Consider the following 21,608-nt stretch of genomic DNA (forward strand, 5'->3'; position numbering starts at 1 on the left):
CTCGATAAACCGACCACACATCAGAGAGTTAGGCGGTCCCAATTTGCCCATAAATCGCGAATCCAAGGCATGCTTCACCCTCAAATTGGTTTGACACCAGCCCGAAAATTCAGCGTATCACCCTGATATACCTATACTAAATCCGGCAGTGTCACTGCGTACGGTGTGCCTGTCAAGTTCCAATGTGCGCGGGGGTTTCCAGCACGCCCTGAGTTCCGTTCAATCGCTTGAATTCGCATCCTTATTCTCGGAGCGTGAGCAACCGGGTCGTTGCAGGGAAAAACGAAATTCAGGGCAAAAACGCCGCTGGGCTACCAACTGGCCTTAGTTATGTGGGAATTCCTCTCGGCGGGCCATTGCTCAGGGGGGGCAATTGCCCGGTCGTTTGAGCGGATCATGGGGACCAAGTAGTCATTACCGAGCCGTCCAGAGATCGAAAGGAGCTGGGGCGCATAACGATCGGGGATGCCCATCACTCCTACCCCTGCGAACAAGAAAAAGGGCAGGAACCGTTCCCGGTCCCTGCCCTGCTTGTCCGGTCAGAACTCATCGAGCATCGCCCCGTGGATCGTATGCACCACGCGCGCTGCCAGATGCGCTGGAAGAGCGTTGTAGTCGCCCTCGTCAAGAGCGAAGTATCCAAGTTCGCGGTCCTCAACGATGTGCTGATCGAAGAAGCTGTGCAGCGCCCGCCGCTCTGCCACAGCCAGCGCGGCAAAGTAGCGTTCCGAGTTCGAACTGGTTCGAAAAATTGAAGCCATGATATCCTCCTGATGTCTGCCGTTGACGGCAGGAGCAGGACGGATGGGCGTGTGACCGGCGGGTCAGGGATCGCCCAAAGGGCGACCGCGAAGCGGCGGTAGGGGTAACGATTTTGTCGGACCGTAGCGCAGCGAAGGGGAGGCAAAATGGTGGGACCCTGCCGTCCTTGACGCGCCGGTTGCACGGCCATCAGAATGGGAGAACGTGAGCCAGGCCCCCTCCCCTCCAGTCCCGAGCTAGATTGCTGCCGAGACCTTCTGCGCGACCTCTGTGAGCGTCGCCTGAAGACGATTGATCTCCGACAGGGTGGTTCCGCCGGGCACATATCGCGTGACAAGAAATTCGCGTGACTGCGACATGGTATGCAGGTGTTCCCGCGTCCGCTTCCTTAGCACCAGCCCAATCTGCACCGCTAGGTCCGCCCTTGCCGCGAGGTTGTGCTGGAGACCCCGCACCTGGCCCGCGCTGTGACCCGATCGGAGAAGGAATGCGTTGAGGTAAAGCTCGACCGCATGGATTGCGACCATGCGAAACGGTGCCCGCGAGCTGGGCACTTTGGGCCGTCCATTCTGCACGAGAAACTGGGCCGCAATCCGATACTCATCGGCAAGAGCCACCATCTCGGCAGCGGTCGCACCCTCACCCGGATAGCAAGTGATCGTCTGGTCATTCATGGCATTCTTCGTAGCACCGCTTTTGCAAACGATTACTGAAAAATCTCTGGGTTTTCATACACCACAAAGGGGCCCTGTCCCACATGGACAGGACCCCTTCGGGAGAGAGATCTACGGGAGAGGTCAGTCGATCCCGGGAGCATCCTTGTTGTCGGCGTTCTCGCCGGAGCCGTTGCCGCGGGAGAGGAAGTCGACCTTGTCGGCGAGGATCTCGGTGCCGTAGCGCGTGACCCCGTCCTTGTCCTCCCACTGGGTGTAGTGGATCCGGCCCTGGACCGATACCAGCTGGCCCTTCGAGCAGTACTGGCCGACGGTCTTGGCGAGGCCGTTGAAGCAGGTCACGCGGTGGAACTCGCTTTCCTTGGCGGTGTAGCCGTTCTCGTCCTTGTAGGTATTGCCATCCTTGTCGCGTGCGGGGCGATCGGTGACGACGGTGATCCCGGTGACGTTGGTGGCGCTCTGGGTCGTACGGGCTTCCGGATCGCGGGCGAGGCGGCCGGTGAGGATGGCGATATTGGTCATGAAATAGGTTCCTTCAGTTCCTCAAACCGGAGACCATCTCCGGCTTGCGAACATCCAGAAGAAGCAGGGCATGGGAGGACTGCACCGAAGGCCTGAAGGGCCGAAGGGAAACCTGTTCATGACGGGTGGTGCGGGCAGGCAGCGCAGCTGCCAACACGGCCGGAAAGGAACGGGTTGCCGTCCTCAGCTGACCTGGTTCAGGACTGTTCGCGACTAAAGCCGGATGGGTATCGGGTGCCCGTGTCGAGATCGCCGCCTGGGTGGATGACTACAATCGGGACCGACCGCACTCATCCCTTGGCTACGCAACACCGGCGGCGTTCGCCGCAGAACTGGATAAGCAATGGCCTGCTTCGCTACGCCCTGCGGGCTCCGCTACGCAGCCCATTGCTTCAACCGCGCTCATGCGCAACAACGCGGTCCGGCTCTAATCCCAGCTGGAGGAAAGCTGGGGGTCACGTCACGAGTTCCCAAGAGTTACTAGCACCGCCCTTTCCGAGGCCAGCAAGCTCGACAGCGACGGCTTTGTCTCAGCGGTCCGCGCCGCCCTGCCCAAACGTGAAGGCTTGACCCCGACCCAACTCCGTCGGCTGCGCGAAGCGTTTGCCGAGACCGCCGAGCCTGCCCGGCAGGCACGGATCGAATTGCTGGCCCATGAGCGCAGCCTCGCTGCCATGGTCGAGCGCGCCTATGGCCTGACCGACGAGGAAGTTGCTCTCATGTGGCGCACGGCCCCGCCCCGCATGCCGCTGGCCCCTCCACCCGGGTTAGATCTAAGCGATGACACTGGTGACTGAACTACTCTAGGTTTTTGCTGTCACTGCTACAGTCCGCAACCGGCGCACTTCCTGACCTTTCCGCAACTGAACTCCATTGGCTGACTGTGGGCCGGAAGCGGAAAGGCAGCTTTTATATCTTTGAGCGGATTAAGCGGACAGCGACTGCTGACCGAATCGCAAGCCGGTGCATTAGAGAATGGTCTGGAGAAACCCCTCTTGGCATAGACTTTTGCCGTCGTTGAGACGCCCCTGCAGGACAGCCAACACGGAGCCGAGAGCCACAAACTAAATCGGTTTACTATTTAGCGCGCCTTTCCTACCATCCAGTGATGGCGAGAGAAACCTTCACGATTCAGGGCGCAGGCGCAATTTCTCTTACAGCCGAGGCTGAGGGGGATGCCTACGCTAGACCCGTCCTTCTTGCGCACGGCGGCGGGCAGACACGGCGCGCGTGGAGAAGGGTGGTCAGCGAGCTGGCTCAAGCAGGCTTTCGCGCAATCGCCTTCGATATGCGCGGTCACGGAGACAGCGATTGGTCGCCATGCGGAGCTTACGAAATGCGCGACTTCGCGGCGGATCTGGTCGCTGCAGCGTCGCGCCTGGACCAGAAGCCAGCGCTGGTCGGCGCTTCACTGGGCGGGCTCGCTGGACTGATTGCCGCAGGGGAGCTTGCTCCAGGTAGCTTTGCTTCACTCACATTGGTCGACATTGCCCCGCGCATGGAGCCCAGCGGTGTGATGCGCGTGGTTGGTTTCATGGAAGAGCATGTCGATAGCGGCTTCGCCTCACCAGAGGAGGCGGCCGACGTGATCGCTCGCTACATGCCGCATCGTCCCAGGCGGGGCGCGAGCGATGGTCTGAAAAACTATCTGCGGCAGAAGCCGGATGGGCGCTTCTATTGGCACTGGGACCCGGTGTTTATCCGTAATATAATGGCGGCCAGACGAAGCGACCCAGACAGCCAAGAACGTCAATCGGCAATGCTCAGCCAAGCTGCGGCGAATCTCACGCTTCCGCTTCACCTCATCCGAGGCGGCTCTAGCGATCTTGTTTCCGAAGAGGCCGTTTTGCATCTGCGACAACTCGCCCCCCATGCAGAATACACCGATATTGCCGATGCCACGCACATGGTCGTGGGCGATGCGAACGATGCCTTTTCCGCCGCTATCGTCAATTTCCTGAGGCGCCATCACTCATCCGATGCGGCTCAGCCACAGAGGACGAGGGAGCTATGATCGATCGAGAGCGCTTGCAGGAAATGCTGAATATCGCGCCGTTTCATCGATGGCTTGGGCTGGAGATTGCGACATGCTCCGACCAGGGAATCGCGATCACCATGCCATGGCGCGAAGAGATCGTGTCGAACCCTATGATTGGGTCGGCGCATGGAGGGGTCCTGGCGTGACTGGTCGACCTCACCGGGCTTTATACTCTGCTTGCCGGGGGCGTCGCGGCGAGAGCGACGGCCGATCTGCATGTCGATTACCACCGTCCTGCAACCTCAGGACCTCTCAGTGCTCACGGACAGATCGTGAAGATCGGGCGACAGATTTCGGTGGCGGAAACCCGGGTTCTCGAGCCCGACGGCAAGTTGGTCGCCAGCGGCAGGGGTGCCTACTTCTCGTCAACCGGATCAATTGATCAGCGCGGCGGGACTATTGATCTCGAACAGGCTCTTGCCACCCAAGGCCCAGCGACTTCTGCAGCGCAATCCACGACAGCGTAAGGGCGCCTCTTGCCCGGACGAGGTCTCCTGAGGCCTGCTGCTGTTCTCGCAGGGCCCGGTTGAGGTCAGCCTTCGAGATCGCTCCTGCGGCAAAACGTTGGCGGTTCAGGTCCGCCGCGTCGTCAGCCTGCTTCTTGATTTGCATACTGGCAGCGAGCGCAACACGCTGCTGGCCGAAGCGAGCCAAGGCACGTTCGGCGTCTTGCAGTGCCAGAAGCACCGTCTGCTGGTAATTGGCGACTGCTTCGTTGCGCGCCGCCCCGGCTTGGTCGATCGCAGCGTCTACCCTGCCGAAATCCAGAAAATTCCACTGGAGGCGCGGGATCGCAAGTGCCGAGAATTCGCCGACATCGACAACGTCGTCCAACGAGGATCCGCCGAGGCCCAGGATCCCTGTGAAGGACAGTTTCGGGAACCGCGCCGCCTCGGCCACCCCGATCCGCGCCGTCGACGCGGCAAGAGACCGTTCGGCCGCCCTTATGTCAGGCCGACGCGCCACCAGGCTTGCCGGATCGCCGATCGCGACCTGCTCTGGCGGCATGGGAATGGAATGCGCAGTCGTGAGCGCTGCATCAACTGATCCCGGCACTTGTCCGGTCAGTATAGCGAGTGCATCACACAGGACTGCGATATCCGCTTCAGCTTCGGCAAGTTGTGACTTGAGCATCTCCAGTTCGGCATTCGCGGTGCCTACCGGGAAAAGCGGCAATGCACCGCGCTGATAGCGTTGGTATGTCAGCGACAGGATCTCTTCCTGCAACGAAATCTGCGCCTCAAATTGCTCTGCGCGGAATTGGGCCTCCCGCAAATTGACGTAGGTGCTGGCCACTTGGGCAGTCAACTGGACCTTTGCGTCCTCTGCATTGGCTACCGTTGCAGCAGCTTGGGCATTGCTGGCCTCAATACGCCTGCGCGAGCCACCGGCAAACTCCAGCTCCCAGTTGGCGTTAAGGCCCACATTGTAAAAGCTGAGCGAGTCATCGGTTTCTGCGTCAGGATTGGTTTGCTCTGACGGGGGGGGCGCCCCGCCTTGAAGGTCGAGACCAGGAAGCCGGCCCTGCACGGTAGTGGCCTGTGCCCCAAGCGTTGGCATTCGACCCGCACGGTCTTGCCTGATGGATGCCCGTGCCTGAGCAATGCGCGCCTGCGCTGCGGCGAGCGAGGGGTTGCCGGACAGCGCAGCCTCCACCAGCCGCGTCAACTCGGGATCGCCGAGCAGCAGCCACCATTGAGCGACAACCGGATCAGATGCGCTCACATCGCTGCCAGCGCGCACAAAGCGAGCGCCCGTGTCTGCTGACACAACTTCCGGGGGGCCTGCATAATCGGGCCCTGCCGTGCATCCAGCTAGCAAGGCGATAGTGACAAGCGGAGGTAGCAAGTGGCGCATAATCTCGGGCTCAGTGCATCGAAAGGGAGACATTTTTCGGGAGCGGCTTGAGGAACAGGGCAAGCGGGACCGTCGCGAGTGTGAGAAGTCCCATCACCAGAAAGACGTCATTGTAGGTCATGATGAACGCTTCGCGCTGGAGAGTGCCGCCGAGTGCCGCCATCGCTCGTTCCATATCGCCCAGGCTTCGCGCCAGTCCGTCGAGATAGGTCTGCAGCGAAACGCTGTTCGCATTCAGCGTTTCTTCCATGCGCCTCGTATGGTGCCAAATTCGCTGGTCCTGGAACGAAGCGAGGGCCGAAAGGGCGAATGATCCGCCAAGATTGCGGGCCGCGTTGAAAATGCCCGAGGCATCGCCCGCGTCTTCCTTGGCCACCGACGCAACCGTTGCCTGATTCAGGAACATCATCGCAAGTATCATTCCGGCCCCGCGGATAAGCTGACTTTCAGTGAAGACAGCGCCGCCGGATTCGGCAGTCAGACTCGTGCTGACAAAGCAGCTGATCGCCATCAGCAGCATTCCGGTGCCGACGGCAATGCGGATGTCCACCTTGCGGATCATCAGGGGCAGAACCGGCATCAGGAGAAAGGCCGGGACACCCATCCAGAAGATGACCAGTCCCGTCTGAAAAGCATTAAAGTCAGAGATGATCGCCAGAAACTGCGGAATGACATAGGTCGAACCATACATCACCATGCCCAGGGCGAGCGCCATGATCGCGACGCTGGCGAACTGTCGATTGAGCAGAAGCCGAAGTTTCAAGACCGGCTTGCTTGCTTTCACTTGTCCGTAAATCAAACAGGCAAAGCCGATAATGGTCACCACCGTTAGCCAGCGAATGAGTGAGGACTCGAACCATTCCTCATGGTGCCCTTCCTCGAGTACAACAGTCAGACCGCCCAGTCCGAGGATCAGCCCGAGAATGCCAGCCCAATCGGCGTCCGTGAGATATTCCCACTTGGGCTTCTCGTGAGGCAGCCCGATAAACAGCAGGAGCAGCAGGATTGCGCAGACTGGCACATTGACGAAAAAGGCATAGTGCCAGCTCAGGTTCTCGGTCAGCCAGCCGCCGATCAATGGCCCCATCACGGGGCCAAGAACCACAGTCATGCCGAACAGGGCCATTCCGATTGGCTGTTGGTGCGGCGGCAATCGTTTAGCCACAATAGTCATTGCGGTCGGAATGAGGACACCGCCCGTGAAGCCCTGGCCCGTGCGGCCGATGATCATGGTAGTAAGGTCGGTGGCAACCCCGCATAGCACCGAAAAAGCGGTGAACGCGCTGACCGCTATAATGAGAAGGGTTCGCAGACCGAACAGCCGTTCCAGCCAGGCGCTCAGCGGAATGACGACGATTTCAGCGACAAGAAACGAAGTTGCGATCCAGGTTCCTTCTGTCCCGCTGGCCCCGATCTCGCCCTGAATGACCGGAAGAGCCGAATTGACGATTGATATGTCCAGCGTCGCGAGCATGGCGCCAAGCGCGCCCGCGGCCACAGCGACCCAGGCAGTCACGTCTGCGTTCTTTCGGCTCCCGGCCGGCCCGATCGAAGTGTCCTGCGCTGCCATTATCTCGGTCATTGAGTCCGACTCGAGATCTCTTCCAATTCGCCGGCAGCATTCCGGGTGTCGACCGTAGCCACTACCGACATGCCGGGAACGAGCAGACGCCGCACTTCAGGGGGAGCATCGATAGCGATGCGGACGGGTATCCGTTGAACGATCTTGGTAAAGTTGCCGGTGGCATTTTCGGGGGGGAGGATGGAAAATTCCGCGCCCGTTCCCGGCGATATGCTGACCACTCGTCCCGCGATCTCAAGGTCGGGTAGGGCGTCAACTTCGAGCCTGACGCTCTGGCCGGCCCGGATCAGGCCGACCTGCGTTTCCTTGAAGTTTGCCGTCACGTAGATCGCCCTCACCGGAACCACCGTCATCAAACGTTGACCCGGTTGCACGAACTGGCCCACCCTCACCGAGAGATCGCCGACGCGTCCGGCCTTGCTGGCGCGCAGCAAGGTCGATTCAACCGTAAGGTCGGCTGTTTCCAGCTGAGCGCGAGCAGCGTCCGCCTGCGCCTGGGTCTGGTTGATCTGCTCGAACAGGGTCCCTCGGCGCGCGGTCGCGGCAGCCACCGCCGCCTGCGCGGCGACGAGTTCGGCCCGCGCTTGCCGCGCCTGCGCCTCATACTGGTCTAGCTTTTCCCGCGGTTCGGCTCCTGTCGCGGCAAGGGGCCGATATCGCGCCACCTGGTCGTTCGCGAGGTCCAGTGCTGCGCGCGCGGCGGCGAGTTGGCCCCGCACCTGGCGAATGGCTGCATCCTGTTCGGCTACCTGAGAACGGATTGTGTCGGCACCGGCCAGGGTCGCAGCGATCTGTGCGCGCGCCTGTTGCGCTTGCGCCTGATAATCCCGCAGATCCAGTTGTACGAGGGCTCCGCCGCGAGCAACCTGCTCGTTCTCCCCCACGAAGACCTCTTCGACGTATCCCGCTACCTTGGAAGAGATAACGACGCTGTCGGCAGCGACATAGGCGTTATCGGTCGACTGCATGTACTGTCCGTAGGTTACGTGCCGGTAGTACCACCAGATCCCGCCAAGCAGCACGGCAAGACCAACGATGATTAGCGCGATGCGCAAGCCACGCCGCGATTGCGGTTTCGTTGGGGTTGTGCCCTCCTGCTCCGGTTGGTTGGAGTTATCGGTCATCTGACTCTTTCGGCAGCCTCAGTAAAAGGTGAACGCGTCTCGCGCCCTATGAGCCGTGAGTCAGAAAGTAAAGGCATTTAGCAGTTTGCATTTGGGCATCCGAGGCTATCCGACTACACAGCGCTATGGATGAAAAACCAGATACCATGTCACGGTCTCAGCGTCGGCAGAAGGTCATCACCGATGATGACCGCATTCTCTATCTTATGGACGAGATCAGTCGCGGCGCGCGCAGAGTGTACGATGCGAGGGTCGCCAGGATCGGTCTCAATCAGACACAGTGGAGGATCATCGGACAACTTCTTCGCGATCCTGCCCTTACGCAGGCTGAAATCGCCAAGAAACTGGAACTGGAATCGGCGACCATCGGCCAGGCGGTTGCAGGTCTTTGCGCACGCGGGCTGATGAAAAGGCTTCGAGCTGAGACGGATCGGCGAGCGTGGCGGCTCATCCTCACGGAGCAGCTAGATGATATGCTGCCCGAACTGAGAGGCTCCGCGGATAGGCTTCATGATCTGCTTTGGCGCGACATTGCCGCCGACGAGAAGCAAACGTTGCAGCAGATTCTTGCAAGGGTATCGGAAAATCTGGACCAACTCCGGGCCGAGGCTGAGTAAAATCATGGCATCGCCCCCGGAAAAGCCTATCAGCAGCATCGCTCGCGCCGCGGAGATCGGCCAAATCCTAATGAGGCACGGCGCGAAGAATCTCGCCGGAGCCCTCGGATTTATTCCCTCTTCGAGCAATGTCATCGATCCTCGCGAATTTCGTCCGGCTGCAGTTGTGGCGTTCCTCCGTGACATCGGGCCAGTCGGCATAAAGCTGGGGCAACTCCTCGCCACCCGAAGCGATCTGTTTACCGAACACTGGATCACGGCATTCTCAACCCTGCACGATCAGGTGTCGTCAGTGCCCTTCGCAGATATCGAGCCCGTACTTGCTTCAAGCTGGGGTGAGGACTGGCGGAGCGACTTTGCGCAGTTCGACGAAAAGCCTTTGGCCTCTGCCTCCATAGCGCAAACCTATTCCGCCAGACTGCGGGACGGAAGCGAGGTCATCGTGAAGGTTCGGCGGCCAGGCACTGCCGCTCGGATGGAGGCTGATGTGCGCCTCCTTATACGCCTTGCCGGGATCGTGGAAGCACGGTCGCCGGACATCGCGCGTTACCGGCCAGTCGAGTTTCTGCGGACCTTCGGCCGCAATCTTGCCTGGGAGATGGACCTCGCTGCGGAATCCCGAGCCTGCGAGCGGATCGGCGCATATCTCGATACCATCGGCGTCAGGTCCCCGGCCATCCATTGGGAACTGACCGGGCTGCGGGTGAACGTTCAGGAACGCCTGTACGGCAGGCCCGCGTCTTCGCTGGGCAGCCCATCGGGCGACCCGCGGGTGGCGGCTTTCGCTAAAAGCTATGCCAACGCTGTCCTGCGGATGATCATCCTGAACGGCGAATTTCACGGCGACCCCCATCCCGGTAACGTCTTCATGATCGGCGAGCAGGATGTCGGCTTCATCGACTTTGGATCGGTCGGGACGCTCACCAAGGCCAGGCGCGACGAGATCGTCCGCCTCGTCCTTGCGATCGCTGGTGAGGAAACCAGCGATGTCGCGAATGTCCTGCTCGCATGGGCGGGGGAGCCGAAGGTGGATCGCGATGCGCTCGCGGTGGATCTGGATCAGTTGATCGGAGAGTTCAGGGGGACCGTGCTATCTGGCATCGAGTTCTCGCAGATTTTTTCCCGCGCTTTCGACCTGTTGCGGGATTATCGACTGGTTCTGCCACCTGATCTGGCCATTCTTCTGCGTACCTTGTTGACTGCAGAGGGCTTCGTCCGATCGCTGGCACCGGACTACAACATCGCCGAAGAGACCCGGCCGATCATGACGGAGCTTCTCGCCGAGCGGTTCTCGCTCGGCAGCGCTCGGTCGGGTTTGAAGAGACTTCGCGGTCAGCTGCTGGGTTTGTCGGCGTCCTTGCCCGACATACTTGCCACTGCGAACTCGATCGCAAAGTCAGGATATGTGCCGGTTCAGCTCGATCCGCTCAGTATCGAGCAGCTCGCTGGACTTCGCAATGAGCGTCAGTCCTTGAAAGGCCCTCTAGCTGCCGCATTGATCATAGCTAGCGCGTTGCTTGTCGATCAATCCTGGCTTCTGGCTGGCGGCGCGCTTGTGATTGCTGGGGTGGTGCTCATCCGAAAGTCATAATGAAGGAGCAACTTAATTCGTGCACGGTCACGATACGGCAAAGCCGAACTTAACGAGGATTTCATGCGCCTCACTTCAGCGACCAAGAAGCATCGCGAAGAAAATTTTTCGACCTATTGCGATTGAAGGCTTATTTTCCTCAATCAGACGAAACTTTGGAACGGCAGCTTTCAAGCGTGTCCTCGCCTGACTTTATGGCCGCTATTGGGGCGCATTGCTGCCAAGCGAATTAGACCCCACGACATTGAATTCGAATCTCTGGAGCGCGAAATCTCACTGACGCCAGGGGGCTTCGGATAGCGCCAGTCTGCACGCGATTTCATCACCAATTTCGGTCGCAGCCTCAAGGAGGGAGGTATCATCCAAGTGTGCATACCGAGCTGTTGTCGAAACCTGCCTGTGGCCAAGGAGGCTTCCAATCATCGGCAAAGTCTCGGATGATCGCGCTGCCAGGCTGGCATAGTTGTGCCTCAGATCGTGGAGCCTGACGTCATCCAGACCGGCATCACGTCGGAGCTTGCGCCAGAACCAGTCAATCGCTGAAACCGACTGCCCCTTGAATGGAAACACCCGCTCATCCCTCTTCCCGCGCGGCAATCCATCCAGCACCGCCCTCGCCTCCTCGCCAAGCCAGACGATACGCGGGCCGGTCTTGGAGTCGGTCAGTTTGAGCTTCCTCCCCTGAACCTCGCCCCAGGTGAGGTTGAGGATTTCGCCGCGTCGGCATCCTGTCAACGCGAGCAGTGTGACTAGCGCCACTTCGACGGGCTGGTCAGCGCGCCGGTCGGCAAGGGCTTTCCCGAGCCGCGCCATTTCGGCGTCGCTCAGAAACCGTTCGATCTTGCGCCCCCTGTTCTTCTTCACGCCTCGAAAGGGGTTTGAGTGCTCAGGAATATAGCCCCAGGCCTCGGCCTTGGCGAACATGGCTTTCAGAATTTCCATGGCGCGGTTTGCTGCACCCGGCCCTGCCGAGCGTGTAACCTCCGCGTGCCAGCGCACCGCATCGGCATGACCGATCTCGTCGATGAAGTTGCCCGCGAACGCATGATCGAGATGGGTGCGGCGGTAGATGTCGTGGATCTCGCGCGTCGACTTCTTCCAGGTCGGTGCCGCCACATCCCAGTAGGACTGAAGGAACGCCGCATAGGTCGGCGTCTTCCGGCCGCGCTTCTTCTTGTCTGCCGGGTTCTGCCCGAGCTCGATCCGGAGGATCAGTCGGCGGGCAACATCCTTCGCGATGCGCTCGGTAAGGATGGCGGCATCGCCGATCGTTATCAACCGCTGCTTGCCACCGATGGTCCGCTGGAGGACATAGCTCTTGCGTCCTGAGCGGTGGATGCGCTCGCCAAAGCCCGGAAGCACATAGTCAAACCTCGTCCGGCGCTTCCCAGCCTCTCCCGGAACAACGCGCGCGAGTTCCTCGGCGAGGATATGCTTGAGATCGTATCCCGTCATGCCGCTACACCAAGTGCACCGGCGAGGCTCGAGCAAATCCGGTCGGCGCTCTCCGAGATGATGTCGTCAGCGAGATGCGCATAGCGCGCGGTCGTCTCGGGAAGCGCGTGTCCTAACAGCCTGCCAATGGTCGCTAGAGGAGTGCCCTTCGCAATGGCTATCGAGGCAAAGCTGTGGCGAAGATCGTGAAGCCTAACATCGGGAAGAGCGGCCTTGCGCCTGACCCTGATCCAGTGCTCGCCAAGATTGATTGGAACCTCCCGATGCAGCGCCGGAAAGACAAGCTGGTCGTCGGCACGGCGGTCGAGGTTATTAAGGACTTCGATCGCTTGCGGATTGAGATAAATGGTCTTCGGGCCGGTCTTGCTGTCGGGCAAGGCAAGTCGAGGAATCTGGACGTAGCGCCAGCGCAAGGTCGCAATCTCCGAAGCACGTGCACCCGTGTAAACGAGCAAGAGAAGCGCGGGGATCACGAACGGGTTCGCAAACTCGTGATTGGCCAACGCGCGCCCGAGCCTGCGGTATTCGTCGGCGGAAAGGTAGCGCTCCGGGAGCTCGCGCTTGAAGCGGGACACACCGCGACACGGGTTGGAGCATTTGGCGCGATACCCGAGCTTTTCCGCATACTGCATCATGACAGACATGATCGGGATGGTGCGATTGAAGCTCCCTTCCCTCTTTGTCATGGTGTCGCGCCAGCGGTTGATGTCTGACCGTGCGATCATGTCGACCGGAAGTTCGCCGAAATGCGGAATGAGCAGCTGATCGATGCGCGAGCGCGAGCTCGTCCTGGTCGACGGCTTCCAGTGCGGCGAATAGTCGGTCCAGAATTCCTCGGCGAAGTCGACAAAGAGCGGGACCTTTTTCTGCTCGGGCGCAGACGGCAGGTCGGCAAGCGTAGCCCTGATGAGCAATCTGCGCGCGGCAGCGCGCGCGGCGGGAGCGCCCAGCGCACCTGCCGCCACCCCCGCGCGTCCCAGCGTCGCCATCCTCTGCACGCCTCGGGGCCTGTACTTCACTATCCAGCTAAGGTGTCCGGACTTGCGCTTGCGCAGTCCGAAGCCAGGCAGTTCATTATCCCATGTAATCCCGAGCGGAAGTGAGGCTCGACGGGCCACATGACCGGTCAGTTTCAGCTTATTGGATTGGCGTTTGTGGGTGACGGCTGTGCCTTGCCCACCCACAGATTGCCGGTGGGTTAGAAATTTCGAACTATCTGTTTTTACTAGGTTTTGCTCCATAAATGCAGCTTAGGCTGCGTACGGTGTGCTCAGTCTACCAAGCCGCGAGAGGGTGATCCGGTCACGTCGCCGATCATATTGGAGGGAATGAAGGGTCTCGATAGCGCGGAACCAAAGCGCGCGCGGGCGCCGATGCCCGCGCTCCGCTCGCCAACCTTGGCCGGTGGTATAAACCATCCGCCTGCGAGCAAAATAAAAGGGCAGGAACCGTTGCCGGTTCCCGCCCTTGTCGGCGTCAGAACTCATCGAGCATCGACCCGTGGATCGTGTGGACGACACGCGCCGCCAGGTGTGCCGGCAGAGCGCAATAGTCGCCCTCATCGAGCGCGATATATCCGAGCTCTTCGTCTGTCACGATGTGCTGATCGAAGTAGCTGTGAAGCGCCCGGCGCTCGGCGAGTTCCAGGGCCTCGAAGTAGCTGCGGGATGAAGCGGTGCAAGGCGCGAAATAAGCCATGATGATCCTCCTGAGGTTGTCGTGAACGACAGGAGGAAGTGCGATGTTCGTGCGCATGACGGGTCAGGGACCGCGCCCCTGCGCGGCCGCGTCAGCGGCGGTGGGGGAAACGATTTTGTCGGGGGAGGGATTCATCCCTTCTCCGGCAAAATGGTGGGGCCCTGTCGTCCTTGAGGCGGCATGTGGACGGACATCATGCTGGGCATTCCGTGAGCCAGCCCCTCTACCCTCACGGTTTGTACGGGACGCCTGCGGGCGGGCGCCGCTTTTCTTGTTTTCCTACACCCTGCGCGCGGTGGCAGAAGGGTCCTCGAGGGACCACAAACCAAGGGGGCGGAAAGGACTGACATGCCCCGCAAGAACAATCCGGTCGATGCCTTGAAAAAGCTCAGGGAACAGCGCGACGAATTGGCCGCCAGGGAAGCGAAGCTCCGCGACGAAGCCGCTCTCGTCCTGGGCCAAATCCTGATCGAGTGCGGTGCCGAGACGATCGAACCGGCCCAGCTGCGCCAGGTTGTCCGCGCCGCGATGACACTCGGGATCGAGGAAACCCTGAAACGCCTCGCCCCTGCGTAGCACACCACCAGCGGCGGCAAGGGGTTCAATGCCCTGCGCCGCCGCATTGCACCGGAGCAAAAGAAAAGGCCCCGATGGCGTGTGCCACCGGGGCCTTGTCGTGAGGGAAAGACGTTCAGTCCTCGTCGATGTCCGGTGCGCCCTCGTTGCTGCCCGAACGCCCCTTGGTGAGGAAGTCGACCTTGTCGGCGATGATCTCGCAGCCGTAGCGCTTGGCGCCGCTCTGATCTTCCCACTGGGTGTAGTGGATGCGGCCTTCGACCGTCACGAGCTGGCCCTTGGTGCAGTACTTGGCGACGTTCTGGCCGAGGCCGTTGAAGCAGGTGATCCGGTGGAATTCGCTGTCCTTGGCGGTGTAGCCGTTTTCGTCCTTGTAGGTCTTGCCATCCTTGCGGGCGGGACGGTCGGTCACGACCGAGATCGAGGTTATGCTGGTGCCGCCTTGGGTGGTGCGGGTTTCGGGGTCGCGAGCGATGCGGCCAACGAGGATAACGAGATTGGTCATGGGTTTTCTCCTGATCGAGCATTCCGGGTCCATCCCGGCTGCAAACCCGAGCAGAAGCGCCCCGCGGCGAAGCGCACCGAAGGGGAACCCGGAACTGGTTCGGGTGGTGCGGGCAGCCGGGCATAGCCCGGCAACACGGTCGGACCCGGTCCGGGTTGCGCGTCTCGACGGGGGGTGATTCAGGGACAGGTTTGTATCGAAGCCGGGGGAGCTGGATGTCTTGAGCAGGTTTGCCCTGTCTCGTTCCCTCAGGTCTTGGCCGGATGAACGATCCCCCAGAGCTCTCTACCGGCGAACCCTTTCTTAGATCGTGGTCCGGACCGTTGCCCCAGCAGGTGGCGAAGGGTTCGAAGCAACCGGATCGCCAAGGGGAGACATGTCGATCGTCACCCCTTCAGCGCCGTCCAGAGGGTTGCCTCGAAGCATCCAGGCCTGCGGCGTGATCAAGCGCGCCCAGTCCGCAAAGGAGGGGATCGAGCCCAAGTCTTCGCGTACGTGCTGTTCGCCGACCAGACGCACCGGAACCGTCCGGCCATCGGCATTGACGAGGGTCTCACCGAAGATCGTTTCCAGCATGAAGATTCCTTCGGCATGGTGCCGCAGGGCGCGGTGCCGTGGGTCTGCGAGGATTGCCTTCGACTGGTCGAACCACTGGTGCAGCAGGAGATAATCGTCGACCGTACCGCCCCATTTCCGGACCGACGAGAGGGCGTGGTAGTAGCAATGGGCCATGCCAAGTCTCCTAGAGCTCGGTCGAGTGGTCATCGGTCGCCGTGAACCGCAAACTGCAGTCGAGCACGAAGGTCGCTTCAGCCACATCAATCACGAGTTCACCGCAGGCGCCGTCGTTGATCTCCCAGCCAGGGTGATGGCGTTCGAGCGCCAGATAGGTCAGTTGCTCGAGGGCCTCGCCGAGGGTCTGGGGCTCCTTCGAGCCGGCGCCATCCGCCTTGTCTGCTTCGCCTTCCGGCATGGTAACGTCGGGGCAAGCGATCGCCGCACCGGCTGCATCCAAACACTCACATTCCTCGACGGCGCCGCTGTCGCCGCAGCCGTCGAAGCGTATCTCGACGCGGGCAATGCCGGCTTCCTGCAGGCGCGGAAGTATGGCGGCCTTGAGCTGCTGGATCTCTTCGGCCACTTCGGTCTTCCGCTCGGCCTGGCGAACGGCAAAGTCGGCCATCACGGCCTCGATATCGATCATGGAATGCCTCCTATAGAATGAAGCCAACGGCCATTCGCTGGCTCCAATCGACAGGCGCACGCCTTTCCTCTGATGGATGACGCCAGCGCCGATCGGGCGCTGGCGCGAGGACCGGCATGACCTCAGTCAGTCCTTGCCGAAGTGTTCTTCGGATTGGTGCCGAGGGGGCCGCGGCGATCGACAACGGTGATACGCCGAGCCTTGGCTTCGATGACGAGACGTTCGAGTACGCCATTGCCCGGAAAGGCGATGACATAGCGCGGATCGAGCGAGAGCATCCGCTCGTTGCGCTTGAAGCCTGCACGGGCGCCAAGCCGCATATCGAGCGAGAACGTCACTTGCGGAATGCCCCGTCGTTCGGCCCAGCTCGATGCCAGGCGGTCGACGCCCTTGGTGTCGCCGCCGTGGATGAGCACCATGTCCGGCACGCGGTCGCGGACCTTGTCGAGGGTGGCCCAGACGTTGTTGCCGAAGGTCAGTGCATCGTCTTCGGTAGCATGACGCGTGCGGCCGCCAGCGAAGACGACCGGGGTTCCTTCAGGCACGGCAGCACGGCGTTTGGCCTCGGCACGGGCGCGCAGGAAATCGCGCCCTTCGACGAGCGCCGAGGTCAGCATTGCGCCGTGATTGAAGCGCGAACTGGAGACCGGCTTCCAGGAGGAACCGAACTCGTTGAGGTACAGAGCAGCTGCGACTTCGCGCATCTCTTCGAGCGCCAGCATGGCGGTTTCGGCGCATTGCGCACGCTCGACCTGGGTTTCGAGTTCATGGGTGTGAACCTCGGAACCGTCAGCCGTGGCGATGAGCGCACGGACTTCGTCGGTCGCCCGGTCGAGAGCTGTTGATTTGCGCTCAGCGGAGCGGTGGAAGATATTGACGAAGGCCCAGCCGAGATCCTCGGCATCGGTTTCAAGAGCGGTCCCGGACACCATGGCGAAAAGATCGGACCAGACCGCCTCAAGAGTCTGGACGACGGCGTCCCGGACCGGGAAATCGCTTGTCGACACGGGAGCGGGTCCAATCGAGAAACCGGCAAGATCGAGCCCGGCGAGTTGATCGGCGAATGACGTGTGCATGGGATGTCCTCCTGACTGGCGTGAGGCCGACGCACCCGTTCATGGCTGCGCCAGCGAGAGCCCGTCAGGGCCAGCATTCAGGCAGGATTGCGCACCCGTCAGGGGAAACCCGGCTTGGCGGGCTGGCGCGGGCAGGTCTTGAGCCCGAAGGGCCAAGGCCAACACGGGCCCGCCCAAGCCGGGTTGCGCAGGACTGGCGGCTGGCCCAGGGCCTCTCTCGCATGGCGACAGGCCATGAGCGGCCGGCACAGATCCGCCAAGAAGGGCAACCCACAGCGCTACGCATGACCCATGTTATCGGCGGTCAAGCTGCGCGTTTGGCGTAGACCCCCTCGCCGTTCGACATGTGGCCGAGACAATCGTAGTCGCCGAACATGGCATCGAAACGGGATGCGATCTGGGACAGCCAGCGCCGTGCCCGCGGCGACCGGGCCATGCGCCAATCGGCGTCCCAATAGGCGCCGTCATCGCGTTCAACGATCCAGACGGCCACCAGCCCGCCGTAGACCGATAGGCCGAAATCCGCATAGGCATTGCGCCTGAGGATCCGGTCTTCCCGACCGCGCCAGCCGTCGTGCGAAATCAGCGACGGGAAGGCTTTAGCGGCCCGCTCGCGCAGATCCTCGCCAAGCCATTCGTACTCGAATTCCCAGTCGTCGTCGCTTTCGACGTCGAGCACCGTGAAGGCGACGATAGCGCCGCTGGGATAACTGACCGATCGGCCCATGGCGTCCTCCTTCAGGCCGCGAGCGCAGCGTCGTCCGGCGCTTCGTCAAGATGATCGGACGAGATCCTTCCACCGAGCCTCAGCAGCAGGGTCGATGCCTCCTCGGCCTTGGCGGCAGCAGTGAGGATGGCACGGTCATCGTCCTTCAGGAGCTTGAGCCAATGCTCGATATAGCTTGCGTGGCTGTCGAGATGCGTGACCGGCAAGCCCAGTTCAGCACCCAGCATGGCGCTCGAGAGTTCGGCGACCAGTTCCTCGGCGGCATAGGCCGCCGTGCCGAAGCGGTTCTTCAGATCGCGCCCCAGACGGTTGGCATGACCCGTCCAGTGCGACAGCTCGTGCGCGAGCGTGGCGTAATAGTGGTCGAAGCCGCTGAACAGGCTCGCCGGCGGCATTGTCACGCGATCAGCGGTCGGCTCGTAATAGGCCTCATTGCCCTGATGACGCAGGTTGACGGGGATCGCGGCGAAAAAGGCGTCGAGCGACAGCTCACGTCCTTCAGGCTCGACCAGCTCGAGCGTCGCGGCTGGGTAAAACCTTTCGGGCAGCCCCTCGACCTGATCCGCGTTGAAGACCGGATAGGACTTCAGCACCCGGCGTGATTCGTCGGTCTTTTCGCCGGTATCGGGGGCCTCGACCTCCTTGGTGTAGCTCTTGTAGAAGATCGCGATGGTCGACTTCTCACCCTTGCGGACCTGGGCGCCGAGCGATTTGGCCTGGTTGTAGGTCATCCAGAAGGGAGAGGCGTAGCCGCACATGTCGGCGACCATCCAGAGCCAGAACACGTTCATGCCGCGGTAGGGAATCCCGCAGGCCCGCAGAGGCCGCGATTGTGGAACGCCGCGCCAAGGCTTGATCCACGGTTTCGTTCCGGCTTCGAGACGGGCGATGATTTCCTGGGTGATACGGGTGGCGGGCGAAATGCCGCCATTTTGTCCCTTGCGATAGGTCATGATGGGTCTCCTGATTTGGCATCTGATCCACCGGCGACAGGCTCGCCGATCAGTGCCGCAGGTCCTCGAGCACCCTCTGCTCTCTTCCCAAAAAGGAAGCGGCCCTCCGGCATAAGCCGAAGGACCGCTTCTCGAGGGACGAGTGGCCTTGCCTGTCAGGAGGAGGTCAGGCGGCCAGCTCGCGGGGGGACTGGTCTTGGTCGTCTTCACCACTGTCGATATCGGCGCCGTCCAGCTCGGCGGCTGTCGGCTCCTGAGCGGCTGCGGCGAAGCGCATGACCTCGGGCACCCAGGCCAGCGCCTTTTCGCGCACCTCGACCTCGGTGATGTACGTGCCGGCAAAGACGCGCTCCGCGCTCATCGCGAGATCGCCCTTCTTGACCGAAGCAAAGCGCGAGGAGAGCTCGAGGCCGCCAACGTCGGTCAGTGCGTCGAGGATCACCTGCTTCGAAACCCGGTCGAAGTAGTTGGCAGCAGTCGGCCGCCACCACTGCGCCATGTCGATTCCCACCAGGCTGCCGAGGTGATCCTGAAAAGCCACCTGACGTTCGCCGGCCATGTTGAGGCTTGCTTCGAGCGAGCGGGCCACGACAAAGCCGAGCCACGCGGCCCGGTTGTCATCGGACAGCGCGCGGAACAGGTCGAAACGAGCAGCCGTGTTGTCGCCAGCGCGCCAGCTCTCATCAAGGCCGGATCTGAGTTCGGCGAGTGCGCTACTCGCCGGAGCATCCTTGGCTTCAAATCCGATGATCGGCCCCGATGGAGCAGGCCCACGCAGCGTCGTCGCCGCGCGCGCTCGCCAGTCGTGGGTATCGGCATCGGCGAGCGTGAAGACCATGAGGTCGAGCGCAAGTCCGGGGTCGGAAGCGATGTGCAGCGCCAGAACGTCGCGACGTTGCATGGCCAGTTCGTCGACCAGGCGCTTCGACAACGCCGTCCGGCGTGTGGTCGAACTTCCGTCCGTGGGAACCACTTCGATGGACTCGTCGCTATCGGCTGGATCCGCTTGGCGCTCACCGTAGAACACCGGCTGCAGCACCGGCGTTCCGTCGCGCGAAAGGACCAGGATCATGCCCGCTTCGGCCTTGAGGTCCGGCGCGAGGACAGGTGGTCGCGCGCGGATTTCCTGGCATTCGCGTTCGATAGCTTCAATGGCCGCTTCGGCCGCTGCCGCAGCCTCCTCGGCGCTATCCTCGTCTTCGAGAATCGCCGCATGCTCGTCATAGGAGGCATCGAGCTCGTCGAGCCTTGCCAGATCCGCTTCGGTGAGCGGGGCGGCTTCGGCGGGGAGACGGACCAGCCCCTCGACCAGATCATGGCTTGCGTAGGGATCGAGCGTGGGCCTGACCCAGGCGAGCCCTTGTTCGGCCGCCAGGATCTGGGCTTGCTCTTCCATCTTCGCCGCGGCGAGGCTCTCGAGCAAGGCGACATCCACCCAAGATTCGCTGTCGTCGTCGTCGAACAGTTCGCGCTCGATTCGGCCGCCGGCTGCAAAATAGGCGTCGCGGCCCACGAGCCGGGCGCGCGGATCGCTGCCCCGGACCGTGCCGGACAGGACCATGCGCCGAATGCTGTCCGGATTGGGCGCGTAGTAGGCCGAGGAGACCTGCTCGAAAACGCGGGCCTGGATTTCCTGGTCGGAAGTCGCGCCAAAGGCCTTGGCAAGGTCGAGAGTGATTTCCCCGGATGCTAGTGCCTCGAACACGACCGGCGCAAGCGTAGCGAGGCGCAGACGCCCCTCGACGAAGCGGACCGTCAGGCCGAAACGGCGGGCAACATCTTCGACAGTCGCACCGCCTGCGACAAGCGCGGCAAAAGCCTGGGCTTCATCGGCTGGGTTCATAGCGAGGCGGTGGAAATTCTCGGCGAGGCTGGTCTCGACGGCGGCTTCGGCGCTATCTTCGAGGACCAAGCATGTGACTTCGTGATCGCGGACGAGGTTCTTTTCGTCCACCAGCGCGAGCATCGCCCTGCGGCGGCGCTCGCCGGCTTCGACCTCGAACTTGCCCCTCGAACCAGGGCGGACGATGAGGTTCTGCAGCAGTCCATGCGCAGCGATGCTGGCTTTGAGCTCGGCATCAGCTGCCGGATCGCTGTGACGGCGGACATTGCGTGGAGACTGAACGAGTTTGTTCAGCGAGATCGACTTGATCATGGGACACACTCCTGATTGTGAGCCGGCTGCATCGACCATCGACGCCCGAATAGCTCAATCAGGGCAAAGCCCACTCCCCTCTGGAGCATTCGCAGCAGACTTGCCAGTCGCAACAGGCAATAGAGAACGACCATGGTGTTGAATGATCCGGAAAGACCGCCATCAATTTCGCGAAGTCCCAAGTCGCCTTTCGTTAAAGGTAATGGCGGAAGCTGCTCGACTGGAATCCGGTTGGAGCATCGGAAAAGAGTGCCACTCTCACGGCGTAAGGAAGGTACCAATCGGGGGCGTTTATAAATGAAGTCATCGATGTGCCGAGCGAGATCCGGCCGGCTGAACCAAACCGAGAACGCCTGATGGATACGCAACAGATGGTCATCGAGCAGCGTATCACCAACGAGAAGCCGAGCGCGGCAGCCGCTTATTTACTGTGTATCTTCCTTGGAGAGTGCGGCATTAGCCGCCTGAGAACGGCGGTGCAAAATTAGACCA

The 21,608-nt window shown here is 61.5% G+C and carries 22 protein-coding genes and 1 pseudogene; 7 read left to right on the top strand and 16 right to left on the bottom strand.

The window, feature by feature from the left end; genetic code table 11:
- Positions 1-539: 539 nt before the first annotated feature.
- The 3 genes from A7A77_RS14360 to A7A77_RS14370 form a co-directional block, all read right to left on the bottom strand.
- Positions 540-761, bottom strand: coding sequence for a hypothetical protein (locus tag A7A77_RS14360; RefSeq protein ID WP_066559827.1), 222 nt, complete (start codon positions 759-761; stop codon positions 540-542).
- 237 nt (positions 762-998) lie between these two features.
- A complete protein-coding gene (locus tag A7A77_RS14365) occupies positions 999-1,436 on the bottom strand; it encodes a hypothetical protein (protein WP_066559829.1) in 438 nt (145 codons plus the stop codon).
- A gap of 123 nt (positions 1,437-1,559) precedes the next feature.
- A complete protein-coding gene (locus tag A7A77_RS14370) occupies positions 1,560-1,958 on the bottom strand; it encodes a single-stranded DNA-binding protein (protein WP_066559831.1) in 399 nt (132 codons plus the stop codon).
- A 236-nt stretch (positions 1,959-2,194) separates the two neighbouring features.
- Here A7A77_RS14370 and A7A77_RS17540 point away from each other — a divergent pair.
- The 4 genes and pseudogenes from A7A77_RS17540 to A7A77_RS18355 form a co-directional block, all read left to right on the top strand.
- Positions 2,195-2,389, top strand: a pseudogene (locus A7A77_RS17540) (integrase core domain-containing protein); the annotation flags it as partial.
- Between the two features lie 135 nt (positions 2,390-2,524).
- A complete protein-coding gene (locus tag A7A77_RS14375; RefSeq protein ID WP_054522874.1) occupies positions 2,525-2,755 on the top strand; it encodes a hypothetical protein in 231 nt (76 codons plus the stop codon).
- Positions 2,756-3,066: 311 nt separating this feature from the next.
- Complete coding sequence (locus tag A7A77_RS14380; RefSeq protein WP_066559834.1) at positions 3,067-3,972, top strand: alpha/beta fold hydrolase; 906 nt, start codon at positions 3,067-3,069, stop codon at positions 3,970-3,972.
- A gap of 170 nt (positions 3,973-4,142) precedes the next feature.
- Positions 4,143-4,463 (top strand): hotdog fold thioesterase, encoded by a 321-nt coding sequence (locus A7A77_RS18355; protein WP_281180035.1) that lies wholly within the window; start codon positions 4,143-4,145, stop codon positions 4,461-4,463.
- Here A7A77_RS18355 and A7A77_RS14390 read toward each other — a convergent pair.
- Genes A7A77_RS14390 through A7A77_RS14400 form a run of 3 tightly spaced genes read right to left on the bottom strand, consistent with a single transcriptional unit; the run spans position 4,393 to position 8,559 of the window.
- Entirely contained in the window at positions 4,393-5,853 is a 1,461-nt protein-coding gene (locus tag A7A77_RS14390; RefSeq protein ID WP_156500587.1) for an efflux transporter outer membrane subunit, read from the bottom strand. The two genes, A7A77_RS18355 and A7A77_RS14390, sit on opposite strands and share 71 nt — an antisense overlap.
- A gap of 10 nt (positions 5,854-5,863) precedes the next feature.
- Positions 5,864-7,423 carry an MDR family MFS transporter gene (locus A7A77_RS14395; protein ID WP_066559903.1) on the bottom strand — a complete coding sequence of 520 codons (1,560 nt, stop codon included), beginning with the start codon at positions 7,421-7,423 and terminating at the stop codon, positions 5,864-5,866.
- A gap of 8 nt (positions 7,424-7,431) precedes the next feature.
- Positions 7,432-8,559 (bottom strand): HlyD family secretion protein, encoded by a 1,128-nt coding sequence (locus A7A77_RS14400; RefSeq protein WP_066559838.1) that lies wholly within the window; start codon positions 8,557-8,559, stop codon positions 7,432-7,434.
- A gap of 125 nt (positions 8,560-8,684) precedes the next feature.
- Here A7A77_RS14400 and A7A77_RS14405 point away from each other — a divergent pair, with 125 nt between their 5' ends.
- Positions 8,685-9,176 (top strand): MarR family winged helix-turn-helix transcriptional regulator, encoded by a 492-nt coding sequence (locus tag A7A77_RS14405; protein ID WP_057883280.1) that lies wholly within the window; start codon positions 8,685-8,687, stop codon positions 9,174-9,176.
- A 4-nt stretch (positions 9,177-9,180) separates the two neighbouring features.
- Positions 9,181-10,767 (top strand): ABC1 kinase family protein, encoded by a 1,587-nt coding sequence (locus A7A77_RS14410; protein ID WP_008603999.1) that lies wholly within the window; start codon positions 9,181-9,183, stop codon positions 10,765-10,767.
- A 273-nt stretch (positions 10,768-11,040) separates the two neighbouring features.
- Here the strand turns inward: A7A77_RS14410 and A7A77_RS14415 are convergent, their stop codons facing one another.
- The 3 genes from A7A77_RS14415 to A7A77_RS14425 form a co-directional block, all read right to left on the bottom strand.
- Positions 11,041-12,222, bottom strand: coding sequence for a site-specific integrase (locus A7A77_RS14415; protein ID WP_066559847.1), 1,182 nt, complete (start codon positions 12,220-12,222; stop codon positions 11,041-11,043).
- Complete coding sequence (locus A7A77_RS14420; RefSeq protein WP_066559850.1) at positions 12,219-13,211, bottom strand: tyrosine-type recombinase/integrase; 993 nt, start codon at positions 13,209-13,211, stop codon at positions 12,219-12,221. Before A7A77_RS14420 ends, A7A77_RS14415 begins: the two co-directional genes overlap by 4 nt.
- Positions 13,212-13,698: 487 nt before the next feature.
- Positions 13,699-13,920: a hypothetical protein gene (locus A7A77_RS14425; protein ID WP_066559855.1), complete on the bottom strand. Its 222-nt coding sequence runs from the start codon at positions 13,918-13,920 to the stop codon at positions 13,699-13,701.
- A gap of 348 nt (positions 13,921-14,268) precedes the next feature.
- Here A7A77_RS14425 and A7A77_RS14430 point away from each other — a divergent pair, with 348 nt between their 5' ends.
- Positions 14,269-14,496, top strand: a complete 228-nt coding sequence (locus tag A7A77_RS14430) for a DUF6437 family protein (RefSeq protein ID WP_066559857.1) — start codon at positions 14,269-14,271, stop codon at positions 14,494-14,496.
- A 115-nt stretch (positions 14,497-14,611) separates the two neighbouring features.
- Here the strand turns inward: A7A77_RS14430 and A7A77_RS14435 are convergent, their stop codons facing one another.
- The 7 genes from A7A77_RS14435 to A7A77_RS14465 form a co-directional block, all read right to left on the bottom strand.
- On the bottom strand, positions 14,612-15,001 hold the full coding sequence (locus tag A7A77_RS14435; protein ID WP_006966186.1) for a single-stranded DNA-binding protein: 390 nt from the start codon (positions 14,999-15,001) through the stop codon (positions 14,612-14,614).
- A 303-nt stretch (positions 15,002-15,304) separates the two neighbouring features.
- Complete coding sequence (locus A7A77_RS14440) at positions 15,305-15,733, bottom strand: DUF6915 family protein (RefSeq protein ID WP_066559859.1); 429 nt, start codon at positions 15,731-15,733, stop codon at positions 15,305-15,307.
- Positions 15,734-15,743: 10 nt separating this feature from the next.
- Positions 15,744-16,205 carry a DUF6878 family protein gene (locus tag A7A77_RS14445; protein WP_066559862.1) on the bottom strand — a complete coding sequence of 154 codons (462 nt, stop codon included), beginning with the start codon at positions 16,203-16,205 and terminating at the stop codon, positions 15,744-15,746.
- A 122-nt stretch (positions 16,206-16,327) separates the two neighbouring features.
- Entirely contained in the window at positions 16,328-17,281 is a 954-nt protein-coding gene (locus A7A77_RS14450; RefSeq protein WP_066559865.1) for a DUF2493 domain-containing protein, read from the bottom strand.
- A gap of 304 nt (positions 17,282-17,585) precedes the next feature.
- Positions 17,586-18,008 (bottom strand): hypothetical protein, encoded by a 423-nt coding sequence (locus tag A7A77_RS14455; RefSeq protein ID WP_066559868.1) that lies wholly within the window; start codon positions 18,006-18,008, stop codon positions 17,586-17,588.
- 11 nt (positions 18,009-18,019) lie between these two features.
- A complete protein-coding gene (locus tag A7A77_RS14460; RefSeq protein ID WP_066559871.1) occupies positions 18,020-18,961 on the bottom strand; it encodes an ArdC family protein in 942 nt (313 codons plus the stop codon).
- Between the two features lie 166 nt (positions 18,962-19,127).
- Positions 19,128-21,116, bottom strand: a complete 1,989-nt coding sequence (locus A7A77_RS14465) for a ParB/RepB/Spo0J family partition protein (protein WP_066559875.1) — start codon at positions 21,114-21,116, stop codon at positions 19,128-19,130.
- Between the last annotated feature and the right edge of the window lie 492 nt (positions 21,117-21,608).

The sequence above is a fragment of the Croceicoccus bisphenolivorans genome, assembly GCF_001634625.1.
Classification (GTDB): domain Bacteria; phylum Pseudomonadota; class Alphaproteobacteria; order Sphingomonadales; family Sphingomonadaceae; genus Croceicoccus; species Croceicoccus bisphenolivorans.